This window comes from Chryseobacterium piperi, assembly GCF_002285635.2.
Taxonomy (GTDB): Bacteria; Bacteroidota; Bacteroidia; order Flavobacteriales; family Weeksellaceae; genus Chryseobacterium; species Chryseobacterium piperi.
The window spans coordinates 3,211,412-3,226,680 of record NZ_CP023049.2 but is presented as its reverse complement, the minus strand read 5'-3'; the positions used below and the strand labels follow the sequence as shown (position 1 = coordinate 3,226,680).

The 15,269-nt window shown below is 35.0% G+C and carries 14 protein-coding genes; 10 read left to right on the top strand and 4 right to left on the bottom strand.

Going from position 1 to position 15,269, the window contains the following annotated elements; genetic code table 11:
* The first annotated feature begins 7 nt into the window (after positions 1 to 7).
* Entirely contained in the window at positions 8 to 1,411 is a 1,404-nt protein-coding gene (locus CJF12_RS14110; protein WP_034684588.1) for a radical SAM protein, read from the top strand.
* A 56-nt stretch (positions 1,412 to 1,467) separates the two neighbouring features.
* Here the strand turns inward: CJF12_RS14110 and CJF12_RS14105 are convergent, their stop codons facing one another.
* Positions 1,468 to 2,127, bottom strand: a complete 660-nt coding sequence (locus tag CJF12_RS14105) for a GNAT family N-acetyltransferase (RefSeq protein ID WP_034684591.1) — start codon at positions 2,125 to 2,127, stop codon at positions 1,468 to 1,470.
* A complete protein-coding gene (surE, locus tag CJF12_RS14100; RefSeq protein ID WP_034684594.1) occupies positions 2,127 to 2,897 on the bottom strand; it encodes a 5'/3'-nucleotidase SurE in 771 nt (256 codons plus the stop codon). The genes CJF12_RS14105 and surE overlap by 1 nt, the downstream gene beginning before the upstream one ends.
* Positions 2,898 to 3,045: 148 nt before the next feature.
* Between surE and CJF12_RS14095 the strand changes: the two genes are divergently transcribed.
* Together CJF12_RS14095 and CJF12_RS14090 are read left to right on the top strand one after the other, a co-directional pair.
* The gene (locus tag CJF12_RS14095; protein ID WP_034684597.1) at positions 3,046 to 5,175 is read left to right on the top strand and encodes a carboxy terminal-processing peptidase; all 2,130 of its coding nucleotides are present in this window, start codon (positions 3,046 to 3,048) and stop codon (positions 5,173 to 5,175) included.
* 61 nt (positions 5,176 to 5,236) lie between these two features.
* Positions 5,237 to 6,109: a mechanosensitive ion channel family protein gene (locus CJF12_RS14090; RefSeq protein WP_034684600.1), complete on the top strand. Its 873-nt coding sequence runs from the start codon at positions 5,237 to 5,239 to the stop codon at positions 6,107 to 6,109.
* Positions 6,110 to 6,173: 64 nt separating this feature from the next.
* Here CJF12_RS14090 and CJF12_RS14085 read toward each other — a convergent pair whose 3' ends face one another.
* A complete protein-coding gene (locus tag CJF12_RS14085; RefSeq protein WP_034684604.1) occupies positions 6,174 to 6,677 on the bottom strand; it encodes a superoxide dismutase family protein in 504 nt (167 codons plus the stop codon).
* A gap of 298 nt (positions 6,678 to 6,975) precedes the next feature.
* On the opposite strand from CJF12_RS14085, the gene CJF12_RS14080 reads away from it, so the two are divergent.
* The 7 genes from CJF12_RS14080 to CJF12_RS14050 all read left to right on the top strand — a co-directional run bounded on the left by CJF12_RS14080 (position 6,976) and on the right by CJF12_RS14050 (position 13,738).
* A complete protein-coding gene (locus tag CJF12_RS14080) occupies positions 6,976 to 9,219 on the top strand; it encodes a TonB-dependent receptor (RefSeq protein ID WP_034684607.1) in 2,244 nt (747 codons plus the stop codon).
* A gap of 95 nt (positions 9,220 to 9,314) precedes the next feature.
* The gene (locus tag CJF12_RS14075) at positions 9,315 to 9,977 is read left to right on the top strand and encodes a hypothetical protein (RefSeq protein ID WP_034684610.1); all 663 of its coding nucleotides are present in this window, start codon (positions 9,315 to 9,317) and stop codon (positions 9,975 to 9,977) included.
* 145 nt (positions 9,978 to 10,122) lie between these two features.
* The gene (locus CJF12_RS14070) at positions 10,123 to 11,442 is read left to right on the top strand and encodes a 2TM domain-containing protein (RefSeq protein ID WP_034684613.1); all 1,320 of its coding nucleotides are present in this window, start codon (positions 10,123 to 10,125) and stop codon (positions 11,440 to 11,442) included.
* Between the two features lie 137 nt (positions 11,443 to 11,579).
* On the top strand, positions 11,580 to 12,143 hold the full coding sequence (locus tag CJF12_RS14065) for a methyltransferase family protein (protein WP_034684615.1): 564 nt from the start codon (positions 11,580 to 11,582) through the stop codon (positions 12,141 to 12,143).
* A 211-nt stretch (positions 12,144 to 12,354) separates the two neighbouring features.
* Positions 12,355 to 12,654, top strand: a complete 300-nt coding sequence (locus tag CJF12_RS14060) for a 2TM domain-containing protein (protein WP_034684618.1) — start codon at positions 12,355 to 12,357, stop codon at positions 12,652 to 12,654.
* Complete coding sequence (locus CJF12_RS14055) at positions 12,638 to 12,931, top strand: 2TM domain-containing protein (protein WP_157759862.1); 294 nt, start codon at positions 12,638 to 12,640, stop codon at positions 12,929 to 12,931. Before CJF12_RS14060 ends, CJF12_RS14055 begins: the two co-directional genes overlap by 17 nt.
* A 63-nt stretch (positions 12,932 to 12,994) precedes the next feature.
* Positions 12,995 to 13,738, top strand: coding sequence for a LytR/AlgR family response regulator transcription factor (locus tag CJF12_RS14050; protein WP_084675640.1), 744 nt, complete (start codon positions 12,995 to 12,997; stop codon positions 13,736 to 13,738).
* A gap of 295 nt (positions 13,739 to 14,033) precedes the next feature.
* On the opposite strand, the gene mnmA is transcribed toward CJF12_RS14050, so the two are convergent.
* Entirely contained in the window at positions 14,034 to 15,221 is a 1,188-nt protein-coding gene (gene mnmA, locus CJF12_RS14045; protein ID WP_034684625.1) for a tRNA 2-thiouridine(34) synthase MnmA, read from the bottom strand.
* Between the last annotated feature and the right edge of the window lie 48 nt (positions 15,222 to 15,269).

Sequence of the window (15,269 nt, the reverse complement as noted above, 5' to 3'; positions counted from 1 at the left end):
TGAAATTATGCCTGTAAGAAATTATACTTATTACGACTATACCATTAGTCTTTGTCCTGAATGCTTGAAGAGAGTAGGAGCTAAGATTATTATTGAAGAGGAAGCTGTTTTTATGACAAAAAGATGCCCGGATCATGGTTTTTTTAAAACTAAGATTGCATCTGATGTTCATTATTACAAAAACATAAGAAATTATAATAAGGCTTCGGAAATGCCTCTACATTTTGGAACAGACGTAGAATATGGCTGTCCCTATGACTGTGGGCTTTGCGTAGATCATGAGCAGCATAGCTGTCTTTCTATTGTTGAAGTGACGGATCGCTGTAATCTTACCTGTCCGACTTGTTACGCTATGTCTTCTCCTCATTATGGAAGCCACAGAAGCCTTGAAGAAATTGAGGCTATGTTTGACGTCATCGTAAAAAATGAAGGAGAGCCGGACGTTGTTCAAATCAGTGGGGGAGAACCTACGATACATCCGGAGTTCTTTAAAATTATGGATATTGCGAAATCGAAACCGATCAAGCATCTGATGCTTAATACGAATGGTGTAAGAATAGCAAATGATCCTGGTTTTGCTGAAAAATTGGCGACCTATGCCCCGGAATTTGAGATTTATCTTCAATTTGATTCCTTTAAACCTGAAGTTTTAAAAGATTTCAGAGGAAAGGATCTTACGGATATCCGAATGAAAGCATTACAGAAGCTCAATGAGCTTAATCTTTCCACGACTTTAGTTATTGTCCTACAGAAGGATAAGAATATTGATGAGATCGGAAAAATCATTGAATTTGCTTTAAAACAGAAATGTGTGAGGGGTATTACTTTTCAACCTGTTGAAATTGCAGGAAGAAACCGTGACGATTCAGCACAAGAGAAAATAACGCTTACAGAGGTAAGGCAAGAAATTCTCAATCAGTATCCGGCGTTAAATTCTGATGATATTATTCCGGTTCCATGTAATCCGGATGCTTTAGCTATGGGATATATATTGAAACTTGAAGGTGAAATTATCCCTTTAACCCGATACATTAATCCTGCAGATCTCCTAAATAACGAATCCAGGAATACAATTGTATATGAGCAGGATGCAGGACTTCAAATGCAGTTATTGGATATCTTCAGTACAGGAATTTCCGTGGATAAAGTTAAGCCTAAAGTGAATCAGCTACTCTGCTGTCTTCCTGAAGTTTCTGCTCCGAATCTGGATTATGACAATCTCTTTAGAATTATCATTATGAACTTTATGGATGCTCATGATTTTGATGTGAGAGCAGTCAAGAAATCATGCGTTCATATTGTGAATAAAGATTTGAAACTGATTCCTTTTGAAACAATGAATCTATTCTACAGGGATGGAAAAAAAGAATACCTTGAAGAACTGAGAAAAGAAGATAAAGTGCTTTTTTGATTTGGCTTGTCAATCTTAAAATCTCAAATCAATAAAAATAAAAAAGGGGGTGAAAACTATTGTTTTACACCCCATAAATTGATGGTTCCTCTGTGATCAAAACCTAACTTTTCGTAGAGCTTTTTAGCTCCGGTATTTGTTTCTGCAACATGGAGGAAAGGCGTTTTATTATCATCAAAGATTTTTCCGGATACAAAAGCAACAAGTTGCTTTGCGTATCCCTTTCCAAGATAATCGATATCTGTGATGACGGCACTAACTTCGGTCATATTATCCATTTGCATTCTTTCACCTGTTACGGCAACCAGTTTATGGTCTTTGAAAATTCCAAAATAACGGCCTAGTTCAGGTGTTCTGTTTTTGAAGTAGTACGGATAGAATTTTTTGATAAAATCAATAAGTTCCGGATAGTTTTCTTCTTTTAAAAGAACAATATCTTCTGTAAGATCGAGCTCTATTCTATTTTGAAGAACATACTGATCACAAACCAGGCGGGATAGTTCTGCCTTGGTCCAATCAGGTTTTTCCCCGAAGATGAGAAAATCATCACAGATCTTAGCATAATCTGTGATATCTTTTTCTTGTCCAATGTCTGATGCTCCTCCAAAAGCGGCAACTGCAGGGTCATAAAATTTAGAGCTTCCAAAGTTTAAGCAAAACTTTTTATGAAACTCATTAAGTGAATGATAAACAGGGTTGTCTAATTTCTGATACATTACTCAAAATTCATTACTTCTTCTAATGTTTTCATATATTCATACGCGGTCATATCAAACTTAACAGGAACAATAGAGATGTATCCGTTAGCTAATGCGGTTTCATCAGCATCTTCAGATTCATCCATATTATTGAAATAACCTGTTAGCCAGTAATATTTCTTTCCATGCGGATTTACCCTTTCATCAAAACTTTCTTCCCATTTTGCCTGAGCCTGCTTACAAACTTTAATTCCTTTTATTTCTTCTGCAGGAAGTTTTGGAATATTGACGTTAAGGACAATTCCTTTAGGCATTGGATTTTCCAGGGTTCTTCTAACGATATTTTGGATATATTCTTTTGCCTGAGTAAAATCTGCTTCCCAGCTGAAGTCAAGCAATGAAAATCCAATAGCTGGAATTCCTTCCACTCCTGCTTCTACGGCAGCGGACATGGTTCCTGAATAGATTACATTAATGGATGAGTTAGCTCCGTGGTTAATTCCTGAAACTACGATATCAGGTCGTCTTGTCAGAATTTTGTCAAGAGCCATTTTTACACAGTCTACAGGTGTTCCACTACAAGAAAAATCCGTTTGTGGACCTTCCAGGTTTACTTCTTCGTAACTTAAGGTAGAATTGATTGTAATCGCATGCCCTTTTCCACTTTGAGGGGAGTTGGGAGCTACTACAATTACTTCTCCGATTTCGTTCATAAAATTGACAAGATTTCTGATACCAGGTGCTGTAATTCCATCATCATTAGTAACCAGAATAAGTGGTCTTTCCATAAAATTATTTTAATTTTAACAAAAATACTCAAAACTATCCGATATTTGTAAATAAGGTATTAAATTTGATAGTTTGTAACAGTAATTTAAATAGTACTACTAATTTAAGATACATTAAAAAAAATATAATAAAATACATTACAGATTTATGTGGAAAAATTTTAAACTCAATAAATTTTTACTCCTAATTCCATTGACAAGTCTAATGTTTTGTTTCAACTCGCCTAAGAATGACGATGAAAAGATGCAGACAATCATGGTGAGCGTAAAGAATACACTTTCTTATTTGCATTATAGCCCGAAACCCATAAACGATGCTTACTCTAAAGATGTTTACAAGCATTATTTTGAATTGGTAGATCCTGCAAAAAGATACTTCCTTCAGTCGGATATGGATGAATTCAGCAAACATGAAACAAAGCTGGATGATTATCTGAACCTGGGAGATCTAACTTTCTATAAACTTACCATTGATAGATTATACCAACGAGTAGATGAAATTGATCAGATTACTCAGGACATCTTTAGTAAACCGATCAGCTTAGAAGAAGATGAAACGCTTACTCTGGAGCCAAAACTCAAAAAAGTTCCTGCGAATAAACAAGAACAGTACAATGAGTGGAAAAAGTTTATCAAATACAATATCCTTCAGGAAATCGAGTCTATGAATAGTAAGGAAGAGGCTCAAAAAGAGAAAAAAGACTCGGTACAAAAATATAATTTAAAGGATACTATTAAGCTTAAAATTCTTACACCAGAACAAAAAAGGCTAAAAGCTACCGACGAAGTAAAAGACTTGGTTAAAGAAACTTTTACAAGGTTTAAGAAAAGAAAGAAAATGGATTGGTTTACAGTGTATATGAATGCATATACTGAGGTTTTTGACCCACATACCAACTATTATTCTCCAAAAGATAAAGAAGACTTTGATACTCAGTTTGCCGGAAAGGTCATAGGTATCGGGGCTATTATCCAGGAGAAAAAAGGAAATCTGTATTTAGGCGCTTTAACGATTGGTGCTCCGGCGTGGAAGTCTAAGCAACTTTCGGAAGGGGATAAAATTCTTAAAGTAAAGTCTAAGCCAAAAGATGATGCCGTAAATGTTGTTGGAATGCTTTCTGATGAAGCCGTAAGATTAATCAGAGGACAAAAAGGAACTCCGGTAACGCTAACGGTTCAGAAAAAAGACGGAAGTATTAAAGAAGTTACCATGATCCGTGAAGAAGTAGCTATTGAGGATACTTTTGCAAGAAGTATCGTAGTGAATTCTCCTAACGGAAAGAAATATGGATTCATTAATTTACCGAGCTTTAATGCTGATTTCGAAGATTCTAAAGGAAGAAATGCTTCAGATGATATTAAAAACGAAATTATAAAGCTTAAGGCGCAGAATATAGAAGGAATTGTTCTAGACCTTAGAAATAATGGTGGGGGTTCATTAACGGAAGTTGGAGATATTATGGGACTGTTTATGAATGCAGGGCCATACGTTCAGGTTAAAGACGGTAACGGTAAAATCCAGACTTTAAAAAATAAGAATGAAACGCCGATCTGGACGGGGCCATTGGTTATTATGCAAAATGAGCTTTCAGCCTCTGCATCAGAAATTTTAGCAGGAGTAATGCAGGATTATGGTAGAGCTATGATCATCGGTTCTCCTCAGTCTTTTGGAAAAGGGACGGTACAGACTTTTGTAGATCTGAACAGGTTTTTAAATACAGAAGATGATTTCGGATCATTAAAGCTTACGATTCAGAAGTTTTACAGAATTACCGGAGAATCTACACAGAGAAAAGGAATTGTTTCCGATATCCAGATGAAGGATTTCTTTACCTATGCTGAGATAGGAGAGCGATATGATGACTTTGCATTAGCTTGGGACAAGATTCCGGGAACACAGTTCCAGAAATTAAATTATTTCAATATCCAAGCACTGGAGAAAGCAAGTGCTGATAGGATGGCTAAAAATGCAAACTACCAATTGTTATTGGAATCTGCTCAATGGAGAGAGAAGCTGGATAAAGAAGAAACCATTACTTTAAATATTACTAAATTTAATGAAGTAATGAAACAGCGAAAAGCTCAGATTGAAAAGTTTAAAGCATTGACTAAGTTTGTAAACGGGCTTCAGTTCACGATGTATCCAAGTGAAGTTGAAAGAGAGAAAAAGGATGAAGCATTTAAGAAGAAATCTGAAATGTGGATCAAAAATCTTAAAAAAGATACCTATCTTCAGGAAGCCATGAATATCATTGCAGACATGAATGTAAAATCATAACTTACAATACCCGGCTTTTTTGTCCGGATATTTTTTTATAAAACACACAAAAAACACCACAATGAATGATGAAGTTAAAAACATTAAAGAAAATGTAAGCGTGACCTTCAAAGAGATTCTGGAGTACCAGATCTTCTCTTTGGGGAAATACAATTTGACGGTCTATGAGGTTCTGGGAGCCTTAATTATTATAATTCTGGGATTTTTTATTTCAAAATTTGCGAGGCGGTTTATTTACAAATCAGAGAAACTGGATTTTGGAAAGAAGTTTGCCTTTGCACAAATACTCCATTATCTTATTGTCATCGTAATTTTCTTTTTGGCAATGAAAATGCTGGGTGTCAATATCTCTCCTTTACTGGTAGGTTCCGGAGCAATACTGGTGGGTATTGGATTAGGTCTTCAAAACTTATTCTTAGACTTTATTTCCGGGGTTATTATCTTATTTGACAGAACCATACAGGCTGGAGATATCATTGATGTTGATGGAACCATTGGAAAGGTACAGGAAATTAAAATGAGAACGACTACTGTGCTTACAAGAGATAATAAGAATATTATTTTTCCTAACTCAATTCTGACAAAAGATAAGCTGGTTAATTTTTCCCATAATGACGAAATCGTATCTTTTGATATTAATGTCGGAGTGCATTATGATTCCGATCTTGATTTGGTTGAAAAACTTATGAAAGAAGCAGCTTTGGAACACGAAGAAGTGCTGAATGATCCTCCACCGGTGGTAAGGCTGGAAAATTTCGGGGATAGTTCTCTGGATATGAAAATGTATTATAACTCTAAAAATCTTTTTAAACAACCTTCTATCCGAAGTGGAATAAGGAAGGCTGTTTTGAAAAAGTTCAGGGAAAATAATGTCAATATTCCTTATCCGATAAGAACGCTGGATATGCCGAAAGACACTTTTTCTGATAAATAAAACAAGAACAAAAAAAGACTGCTTATTCATTAAGCAGTCTTTTTTTATTGTAAGATTTGATCGTTTATTTAATTTCTACACATCCTACTCTTCCACCCGCATTTCCTGTTGGCTGGGTATGGAAATCATCTTTATCTGCATGTACGATAAGCCCTTTTCCGATAATGTTTTTAGACTCATCTGCACATCCAAGACACCACTTGGTTGTTTTGAAAGTTAGTGTTGCTGTTCCTGTCTGATCTGCTACTAAGTTACCGATATCTCCCATGTGGAAATGTTCAGCTCCCCATTTTCCGTGATCATCTTTAGCCGGATTCCAGTGTCCTCCTGTAGAAGTTCCGTCAGCAGCAGAGCAATCTCCTTTTTCGTGGATATGTACAGCGTGGATACCCGGAGTTAGATTGGTTACATCAAGTTTCATGATAACTTCGTCTCCTTTTTGCGTGAACTTTGCAGTCCCACCTGTCTGAGTTCCGCTTTTAGCGTTCACCATATACGTTTTTGCTGTTCCGCAAGAAACAGCAAATAACGCAAATCCTGTTAATAATACTAATTTTTGTACGTTCATTTTGAAATGATTTTAAGTGATTTTTTATGATTACATAAATTTAGACATAATTTTTTAAAACGCTTGATGATTCGGATTTGTTTTGAGAAATCCATTATTAAAGAGACTTGATGCAAAAATCATTCCTTTTTGAGATGTGTTGTTCTACATTTTAAAGAATATCTAAAACAGAAAATTGTTTATTTATTTGTATTTCTACCGATTAATTTGCGATTCAGCATTTAAAGTATACCTTTCAGTAATATTTTTTTCATTCACATGCATTTCAGTAGTATTTTTGATTCGAAAATTAACTACCATGAAAATGCAGATACAGAAACTATTATTTCTTATTGCTTTACTATCATTTGCAACAATCTTCGCTCAGGTAAAAATTACGGGGAAAGTAACTTACCGGAATAAGGGCGTGAGTGAAATCAATGTCACACTAAAAGATACTTATGACGGAGCAACCACGGATGCTAATGGAAATTTTTCCTTTGAAACATCAGAAAAAGGAAACCATGTGCTCACATTTACCCATCCTAAATATAATGATGTTGAAAAGCAGATTCTCATTGAAAACCAGGATATAAGCGTCAATGCAGAATTAAAAGAGCAAATCAATGAAATTGATGCCGTGGTCATTTCTGCCGGCTCTATAGAAGCGAGTGATAAAAAGCGAGCGACAGCTCTCCTGACGCCTATTGATATTTATACAACAGCAGGGGCGGACGGACAGATTTCTTCTGCCTTGAATTATCTTCCGGGAGTACAGAAAGTAGGGGAGACGGAAGGGTTGTTTATCAGAGGAGGTACTGGAACTGAATTCAAGATTTTCATGGACGGAAGCTTGATCAATAATTATTTTTCCAATTCTGTTCCGGGAATTGCAGGAAGGGACCGTTTTAATACTTCTCTTTTTAAAGGAAATGTATTTTCAAGTGGTGGTTATTCAGCTTTGTATGGGCAGGCACTTTCTGGAGCATTAATGTTGGAAAGTGTAGATTTACCGGATCAGAGCTCTTATGATTTGGGAATTTCTCCAATTTTTTTAAGCGGAGGTTTTCAAAAGCTAAGTGAAGATAAAAATCATTCTTATGGAGCTACTTTAGGATATTCTCTTTTAAGTCTGATGCAAAATGTATTTGATTTTAATACCGATTTTATAGATGCCCCCCAAGGGCTTAACGGAGATGCAAACTTCAGAATCAAAACAAAATCCGGAGTGTTTTTCAAATACTACGGAATGTTTGATACCAACAAAATGGGAGTTAAATCAGAAAGTCTGGAACCGGGATATGATTTTGCCTTAGTACGGTTAAAAGGGAAAAATACCTATCATAATCTATCATTCAAGCAAAAATTCGGAAGATATCTTCTAAATACTGCTGCATCTTATTCATACAATAAATCAGATCTTAATTTTTCTACAGAAACTCATGATCAGGAGTCGGATAAAACACGCCTTTTGACTGATGGAAATTATATCAATTTTAAAGCGGTTCTGGAAAGAAAAATTAATAAGATCAGTGCGGTGCGGGGAGGAATTGAATTAAATAATGCGGAAGAAAAACTTAATTTTGAGAATGTTAATAAAAGCTATAAAGATTTAATCTCGTCTGTGTTTGCAGAAACGGATTTAGGATTTAGCAATCATTTTTCTGCTAAAATAGGGGTAAGAGCAGAAAATTCATCTTTTCTCAATAAAAGCAATATTGCTCCCCGATTAGCATTAGCTTACCGATTGGCTAAAGACTGGACGACATCCTTTGCTTATGGACTTTTTTATCAGAATCCGGAAAGTAAATATATTAACGGTCCTGCTGATTTAGACTTTCAGAAATCCCAACATTATATTTTTCAGGTTCAAAGAACAAGTGATGGCAGAAGTTTGAGACTTGAAGCATTTTATAAAAAATATGATGATCTGATAAAAGTTAAGAATATTGCTAATGTAAGCGGTCAGAACCAACCGGTACAATCTGCAGTTAATAATAACGGATATGGATATGCGAAAGGATTGGAGCTATTCTGGAGAGATAAGAAGACCTTTGAAAATATCGATTACTGGATCAGTTATTCATTTTTAGATTCGAAAAGGGATTTTATGAACTATCCAGTCAGTTTGAAACCCAATTTTGCTTCAGAGCATACTCTTTCAGCGGTTGCCAAACGATTTATTCCGGAATGGAAACTGGGGGTAAATCTATCATACACGTATGCAAAAGGCCGCCCTTATTATGATATCGCTACTAAAGATGTGAGTGGTGAAATGGTAAATTATACCAGAAATGAAGGGCGGTTAAAAGATTATAATGCACTTAATTTAAGTTTTAATTACCTTCCGAATCTTGGTAAAAAAGATGCCAAAGCGTTTATGGTATTTGTGTTAAGTGTTTCAAACGTTTTAGGAACAAAAAATATATACGGATACAATTTCTCACAGAATGGAGCAAGAAGTTCTGCTGTGGTTCCCCCGGTTAATACATTCGTTTTTGTAGGTGCATTTATCAGCTTTGGGGTGGATAAAACCCAGGATGCTATTAATAATAATTTATAAACACAGAGAATAAAAAAACTTTGCCTTGAATCAAATAAAGAGTTAAATACATATCTTTCAAAACAAAAATAACTAACCAAAAAAATAAAAAAATTATGAAAAAATACGTATTAAGTTTTGCTTTAGCTTTTATGAGCTTAACTGCTTTTGCTCAGTCTGCTTACGAAAAAATCATGACCGAGAAAATCGCAAAAATCGCAAGCTGTAAGACCGGAGATGATTTTCAGGCCTTAGCTAATGATTTCGAAAGAATAGGAAGTAAAGAAAGTGGAAAATGGCTTCCAAGTTACTATGCTGCTTTTTCTTACATTCAAAAAGGAAGAGTGATGATGAGAGATGGGCAAACACAAGATCTTGATGCTGTAGCAGCACAGGCAGAAAAATACCTTGCAACAGCTCAAAATCTTGCGGGAGGTGATAATGCAGAGATTCATTTGCTAAGAAAAATGGCTTCTTCTCTAAGGATGATGGTCAACCCACAGCAAAGATATATGACTGATGGAATCAAGGCAGCAGAAGAAATGAGTATTGCTGAAAAATTAGATCCTGCAAATCCAAGAGTTGCTTTGATCAAAGCTGAAGATGTTTATTTCACTCCGGAGCAATTTGGAGGAAGTAAAACAAAAGGGATGGAATTGTTTAAAAAAGCATTGGCGCAATTTAATGCTTATACACCGAAGTCTCCATTAGATCCGAACTGGGGCAGAGAGGAAGCGGAATATTTCATAAGCCAGGAAACCAAACAGGAAACCAAATAAAAGTGAAAATTAATGAAATCCAATAAAAGTCTCCCCCATCCGGAAGACTTTTATTTTACGATTCGGATCCAAAATGTAACCTCTCGGTAAAAAATAGTTTTGGATACATTTAATATAAGCTAATTTTGAACCAAGAAAACCGATTATGAAACGTAAGAACTTTATAACATTAGTTTGGGTATCTCTTGCCGTCTCTATGCTTTTCTTTTTTGCCTTTACATCAGAAAAGAATATGGAGAACTTCCTATATACCATACTTATTTCTTTCGTTTATTCTGTTATATTGGGTGGAGGAAATGGATTGCTTAATAATTTTCTTAACAAACAAGTTCCATGGTCAGAAGCAACGAATAAAAGAGCTGTTTTAAGCATTATATCCATTATAATTTTAAACTTTATATTGGTTTATTTTTGTAATTATATCAATTTTGTTCTCATTCAGAGAGCAGCTACTACAGAACAATTTTTCTCAGGAAAATATAACTATATCAATTGGTTTACTATAAATGTTGCTCTCCTGATCTCAGCATTTCTTCATGCTAAAGGATTTATGGAAGAGCTTAAAAAGACATCCAAAAAAGAAGTTGTAGAACAAAAACTTATAGCGAAATCTGCGAACGCTCAGTTTGAGAGCCTTAAAAATCAACTTGATCCGCACTTTCTTTTCAATTCTCTGAATGTTTTAAGCTCATTAATTGATGAAAATCCAAAGCAGGCTCAGAAGTTTACTGCTTCAATGTCAAAGATTTACAGGTATGTTTTAGAACAAAAAGATAAAGAGCTGGTTACTGTGGAAGATGAAATAGAATTTGCAAAGACGTATTGTGAACTCCTGAAAACGAGATTTGAAGACAGTGTAGATTTTATTTTTGATGTTCAGACTGAAGATTATAAAAGATATGTGGTCCCGCTTTCTTTGCAGCTTCTTTTAGAAAACTGTATTAAGCATAATTTTGCTACATTTTCGAAACCCCTAATGATCCGAATTTTTTCTGAAAATAATACGTTATGTATTGAAAATAATCTACAGGTTAGAGAGCAGATGAAAGAAAGTGCAGGGATTGGATTGGCCAATATTGTTCAACGTTATTCCTTGCTTACAAAAAGAAATGTTTTTATAGAAAAATCAGAAGATTATTTTAAAGTAAAGCTTCCGGTTCTATCAGGTAAGCATAATATTTTCAGTGTTAAACCGGAAGATGAAGATGAGTATTATGAAAGAGCCAGAAAACGGGTAAAAGAACTAAAAAGCTTTTATTCTAATCTGATTTCATATTGCGTTATTATCCCGTTTTTGATTATCATCAACCTTATCACATCGCCCAAAAGCCTTTGGTTTTATTTTCCAATGCTGGGTTGGGGGATAGGAATAATTTCCCATGCATTCCGGGTTTTTGGAATAGGAGAAAACTGGAAAGAGAAGAAAATTCAGGAAATCATGAACAAACAAAAAAACAGAAAGTAGAACTGTAAAATTACCAAAATGTAGAATCGCTGATTTGCGAAGTCGCAAAAAGGCTCTATCAATTTTACGATTCCGCGATTTTACGATTTTTCACTTTAGCCAATTCGCCTTTTAGCCCTCACCTAAAAACAACAACTATGAACTTACAAATCTTATTTTATATCTCTATGGGAGTATGGTTTCTCAGCGAAATCATTTACAAGCAGAAATTGAAATCAGGAGATAAGGATCAGAAAAAAGACCAATCGACACTCAGCGTGCTCTGGTTGGTTATTATTTTGTCGATTTTCGCTGCAGTTACGGCTTCGCATATTTTCGATATTCCGATCGCTCATTCTGCCTGGATTTTCTATCTGGGGGAAGCTTTTATACTTTTGGGTATTATCTTCAGGTTAATTATTATCAGGTCTTTAGGAAAATATTTTACAGTAGATGTGACCATACGAGAAGATCATAAAATTAAAAAAGAAGGCTTTTATCAATACATCAGACACCCATCATATGCATTTTCCCTATTAACTTTCCTGGGATTAGGATTGTTCTTAAATAATTGGGTTTCTTTATTATTTGCTTTTATCCCTCCATTTTTGGCGTTTAGCTATAGGATTAAAATAGAAGAACAGACGCTTATTGAACAGTTTGGAGATGAATATGTTGAATACAGAAAAGTAACGAAGAAACTGATTCCATTTATCTATTAATAAAAGGAGAGAAGACATTACATATAATCATTTTTCTTAAGTATCCATGGTCATTAAGAAAGAAGAGAATTAAAAAATGAAAACTCTAATTTCAGTTAAGCCGGGATTTTTACAACTCAGAACAGATAATTGACCATTCGGTAATATATAATTGATTGAGGGTGTTTTTCGACCTACATTTGACTTAACAAAATCAAAAACAATTAAAATTATGGAAACCACATCATTCAGTAAAGAAAATTTGGCTTATGAAAAAGCCACAAAGAGAGTAAAGGAACTAAAAAGCTTTTATGGGAATCTTACCTCTTATTGTCTTGTCATTCCTTTTTTACTTGCCTTAAACCTTTTAACATCTCCCGGACACTTATGGTTCTATTGGCCAATGCTGGGATGGGGAGTTGGTCTTGCAGCCCACGCTGCTACTGTTTTCGGGATTGGAAGAGACTGGGAAGAAAGAAAAATAAAAGAACTAATGGAAGATGAAAAAAGAAATCATGGAAAAACACTTTAATAACACACCGGAATATCAGCAGGCTTACGAAAGAGTTAGACAGCTGAAACGTTTTTATAAAAGCCTTATGTGGTTTGGAATTATTTCAGGAATTTTATTTTTCAATGATCTATTTGAACATGGAAAAATTGAACTTTCATTATTTCAAGGATCAATAATCCTGGCGATCTGGGGAATTATTCTGACGGTAAGAGCTGTTAGGCTATTCATCTTCGACTCTGATTGGGAGCGTGATATTTTAAATAAAGAGCTGAATAAAAGTAAGCCTAAATTTTAATTACAATTTGGATTCTTTTATCTAATTTTATTTTCTGATTTTTAAAACTAAAACCCTTATTCGATGATCAAAACTGTCATTATTGAAGATGAAAGACCTGCCTCAAGGAAATTAGAACGAATGCTAAGTATTTTTCCTGAAATAGAGGTAGTGGCTAAAATCGAATCAGTAGAAGAAGGGGTAACTTGGTTTTCGGAAAATGAACATCCTCAATTAATCTTTTCCGACATTGTTTTGGGCGACGGTTTGTCCTTTGATATTTTTGAAAAAGTTCCTACCAAAGGATTTATTATCTACACTACTGCTTTTGACCAATATACTCTAAAAGCTTTTAAATTAAATAGTATCGATTATTTATTAAAACCCATTCTTGAAGAGGATCTGGCCGGGGCTATTGAAAAATATCAATCATTTCTTCCTGCGGATAACTCGGTCAGCTCACAGGAAATTAAGCAGCTAATTAAAAAAGATAAAACCACGCTTTCCAGAATTCTGGTTAAAATTGGATATAACCTGAAAATTATCCAGACTCACGAAGTAAGTTGTTTTTATAGCGAGAATAAAATTGTTTACTTGCAGACACAAGAACGTTCATATCCGTCAGACTTTACTTTAGACGAGCTGGAGGAGTTATTGGAAGAGAGTAAATTCTTTCGGGTAAACAGACAGTTTATTATCAATTCCGATTATATTAAGAATATTCATACTTCACCCAATTATAAAGTAGAACTTGAATTTCAGCCAAAAGAGGAGATTACGGTAAGCAGAGACCGGGTTAAGGATTTTAAAGATTGGCTGGTAAGCTAATTTTCAATAGAGCATCAGCTCTTAACTAACATGTACTTATAAAATAAAACGTAAATCATGGAGCTTGTATTCTGGATTTTTAAGTTTTTTATTGATCTGTTTTATTCTTAAAATAGAGTGTTAAGATCTGGGAAAAATATTGCCAGACAATTATTTAGACTCATTTAATTAAATAATAGAAGGAATATCCTTCCGAGAATATAAAAGATAAACCCGAAGCCATTGGTTTCGGGTTTATCGATATACTATTTTAATTTTTCTTTCTAGCATAATTCTGAAAACAGGCTACAAAGACTTATGCGATCACTCCGCTTCCTAAAAGCTCATCATCAATATACCAGGTGGCAAACTGCCCTTCGGCGATAGCAGACTGAGGCTCTTCAAATTCCATATAAAATGCATTTTCAAACTGATAAATAACTGCTTTTTGTAATCCTTGTCTATAGCGGAATCTGGCCATTACTTCCATGGACTCCCCATTATTAAGTCGCAGGTCTTCACGAACCCAGTGAAGTTCGGAGTTGTCAATTTTCAAAGCTTTTTTATGTAACCCTGGAAAGCTGTGTCCTTCACCTACGAAGATGATGTTGTTTTCCATATCTCTCGACACGATAAAGCAGCTTTCTTTATGTCCGCCGATACCAAGGCCTTTACTTTGTCCGATCGTAAAAAATTGAGCTCCCTGATGTTTTCCGATTACTTTTCCGTCAGATTTTTTATAATTGACTTTTTGAGATAAAAACTCGAGTTCTTCTTCTTTGGAAGAAAATGAAGGTGTTTCCTGTGAGAAAAGTGGAGAATCTTTAAAAATTTCTACAATTTCGCCTTCGTTTGGTTTCAATTGTTGTTGAAGGAATTGAGGAAGACTTACTTTACCGATAAAGCATAATCCCTGAGAATCCTTTTTATCTGCAGTAACCAGGCCTATCTCCTTAGCAATTTCTCTTACCTGAGGTTTAGTCAGTTCTCCAATTGGAAACAATGCTTTTGACAATTGATCCTGGTTGAGCTGACAAAGAAAATAAGACTGATCTTTGTTGTTATCTTGTCCTGCTAAGAGATGAAAAACTTCTTTTCCGTTTTCGTCAAAAGTAGAATTCACTCTTGCATAATGTCCCGTAGCCACTTTGTCAGCACCTAAAGACATCGCTGTTTTCATAAAAACATCAAACTTAACCTCTCTGTTACATAAAACATCGGGGTTGGGAGTTCTCCCTTTTTGGTATTCAGCAAACATATAGTCAACAATTCGCTCTTTATAAAGTTCGCTCATATCGATAACCTGAAAAGGGATTCCTAATTTCTGAGCTACCATCAGCGCGTCATTACTGTCTTCGATCCATGGGCATTCATCTTCCAGTGTAACGGAAGCATCATTCCAGTTTCTCATAAACAATGCCACAACGTCATGACCCTGCTGTTGCAGCAAATATGCTGTAACGCTGGAATCTACACCTCCTGATAATCCTACAACTACTTTCATAATATTTTTGATAGAATTTTTATCTCTATCTTAACGGGTGCAAAATTA

Bases quoted from the DNA above. Each gene is read 5' to 3' on its own strand.
- CJF12_RS14110 (WP_034684588.1), top strand. From the start codon at position 8: ATGCCTGTAAGAAATTATACTTATTACGACTATACCATTAGTCTTTGT.
- CJF12_RS14105 (WP_034684591.1), bottom strand. From the start codon at position 2,127: ATGTATCAGAAATTAGACAACCCTGTTTATCATTCACTTAATGAGTTT.
- surE (WP_034684594.1), bottom strand. From the start codon at position 2,897: ATGGAAAGACCACTTATTCTGGTTACTAATGATGATGGAATTACAGCA.
- CJF12_RS14095 (WP_034684597.1), top strand. From the start codon at position 3,046: ATGTGGAAAAATTTTAAACTCAATAAATTTTTACTCCTAATTCCATTG.
- CJF12_RS14090 (WP_034684600.1), top strand. From the start codon at position 5,237: ATGAATGATGAAGTTAAAAACATTAAAGAAAATGTAAGCGTGACCTTC.
- CJF12_RS14085 (WP_034684604.1), bottom strand. From the start codon at position 6,677: ATGAACGTACAAAAATTAGTATTATTAACAGGATTTGCGTTATTTGCT.
- CJF12_RS14080 (WP_034684607.1), top strand. From the start codon at position 6,976: ATGAAAATGCAGATACAGAAACTATTATTTCTTATTGCTTTACTATCA.
- CJF12_RS14075 (WP_034684610.1), top strand. From the start codon at position 9,315: ATGAAAAAATACGTATTAAGTTTTGCTTTAGCTTTTATGAGCTTAACT.
- CJF12_RS14070 (WP_034684613.1), top strand. From the start codon at position 10,123: ATGAAACGTAAGAACTTTATAACATTAGTTTGGGTATCTCTTGCCGTC.
- CJF12_RS14065 (WP_034684615.1), top strand. From the start codon at position 11,580: ATGAACTTACAAATCTTATTTTATATCTCTATGGGAGTATGGTTTCTC.
- CJF12_RS14060 (WP_034684618.1), top strand. From the start codon at position 12,355: ATGGAAACCACATCATTCAGTAAAGAAAATTTGGCTTATGAAAAAGCC.
- CJF12_RS14055 (WP_157759862.1), top strand. From the start codon at position 12,638: ATGGAAAAACACTTTAATAACACACCGGAATATCAGCAGGCTTACGAA.
- CJF12_RS14050 (WP_084675640.1), top strand. From the start codon at position 12,995: ATGATCAAAACTGTCATTATTGAAGATGAAAGACCTGCCTCAAGGAAA.
- mnmA (WP_034684625.1), bottom strand. From the start codon at position 15,221: ATGAAAGTAGTTGTAGGATTATCAGGAGGTGTAGATTCCAGCGTTACA.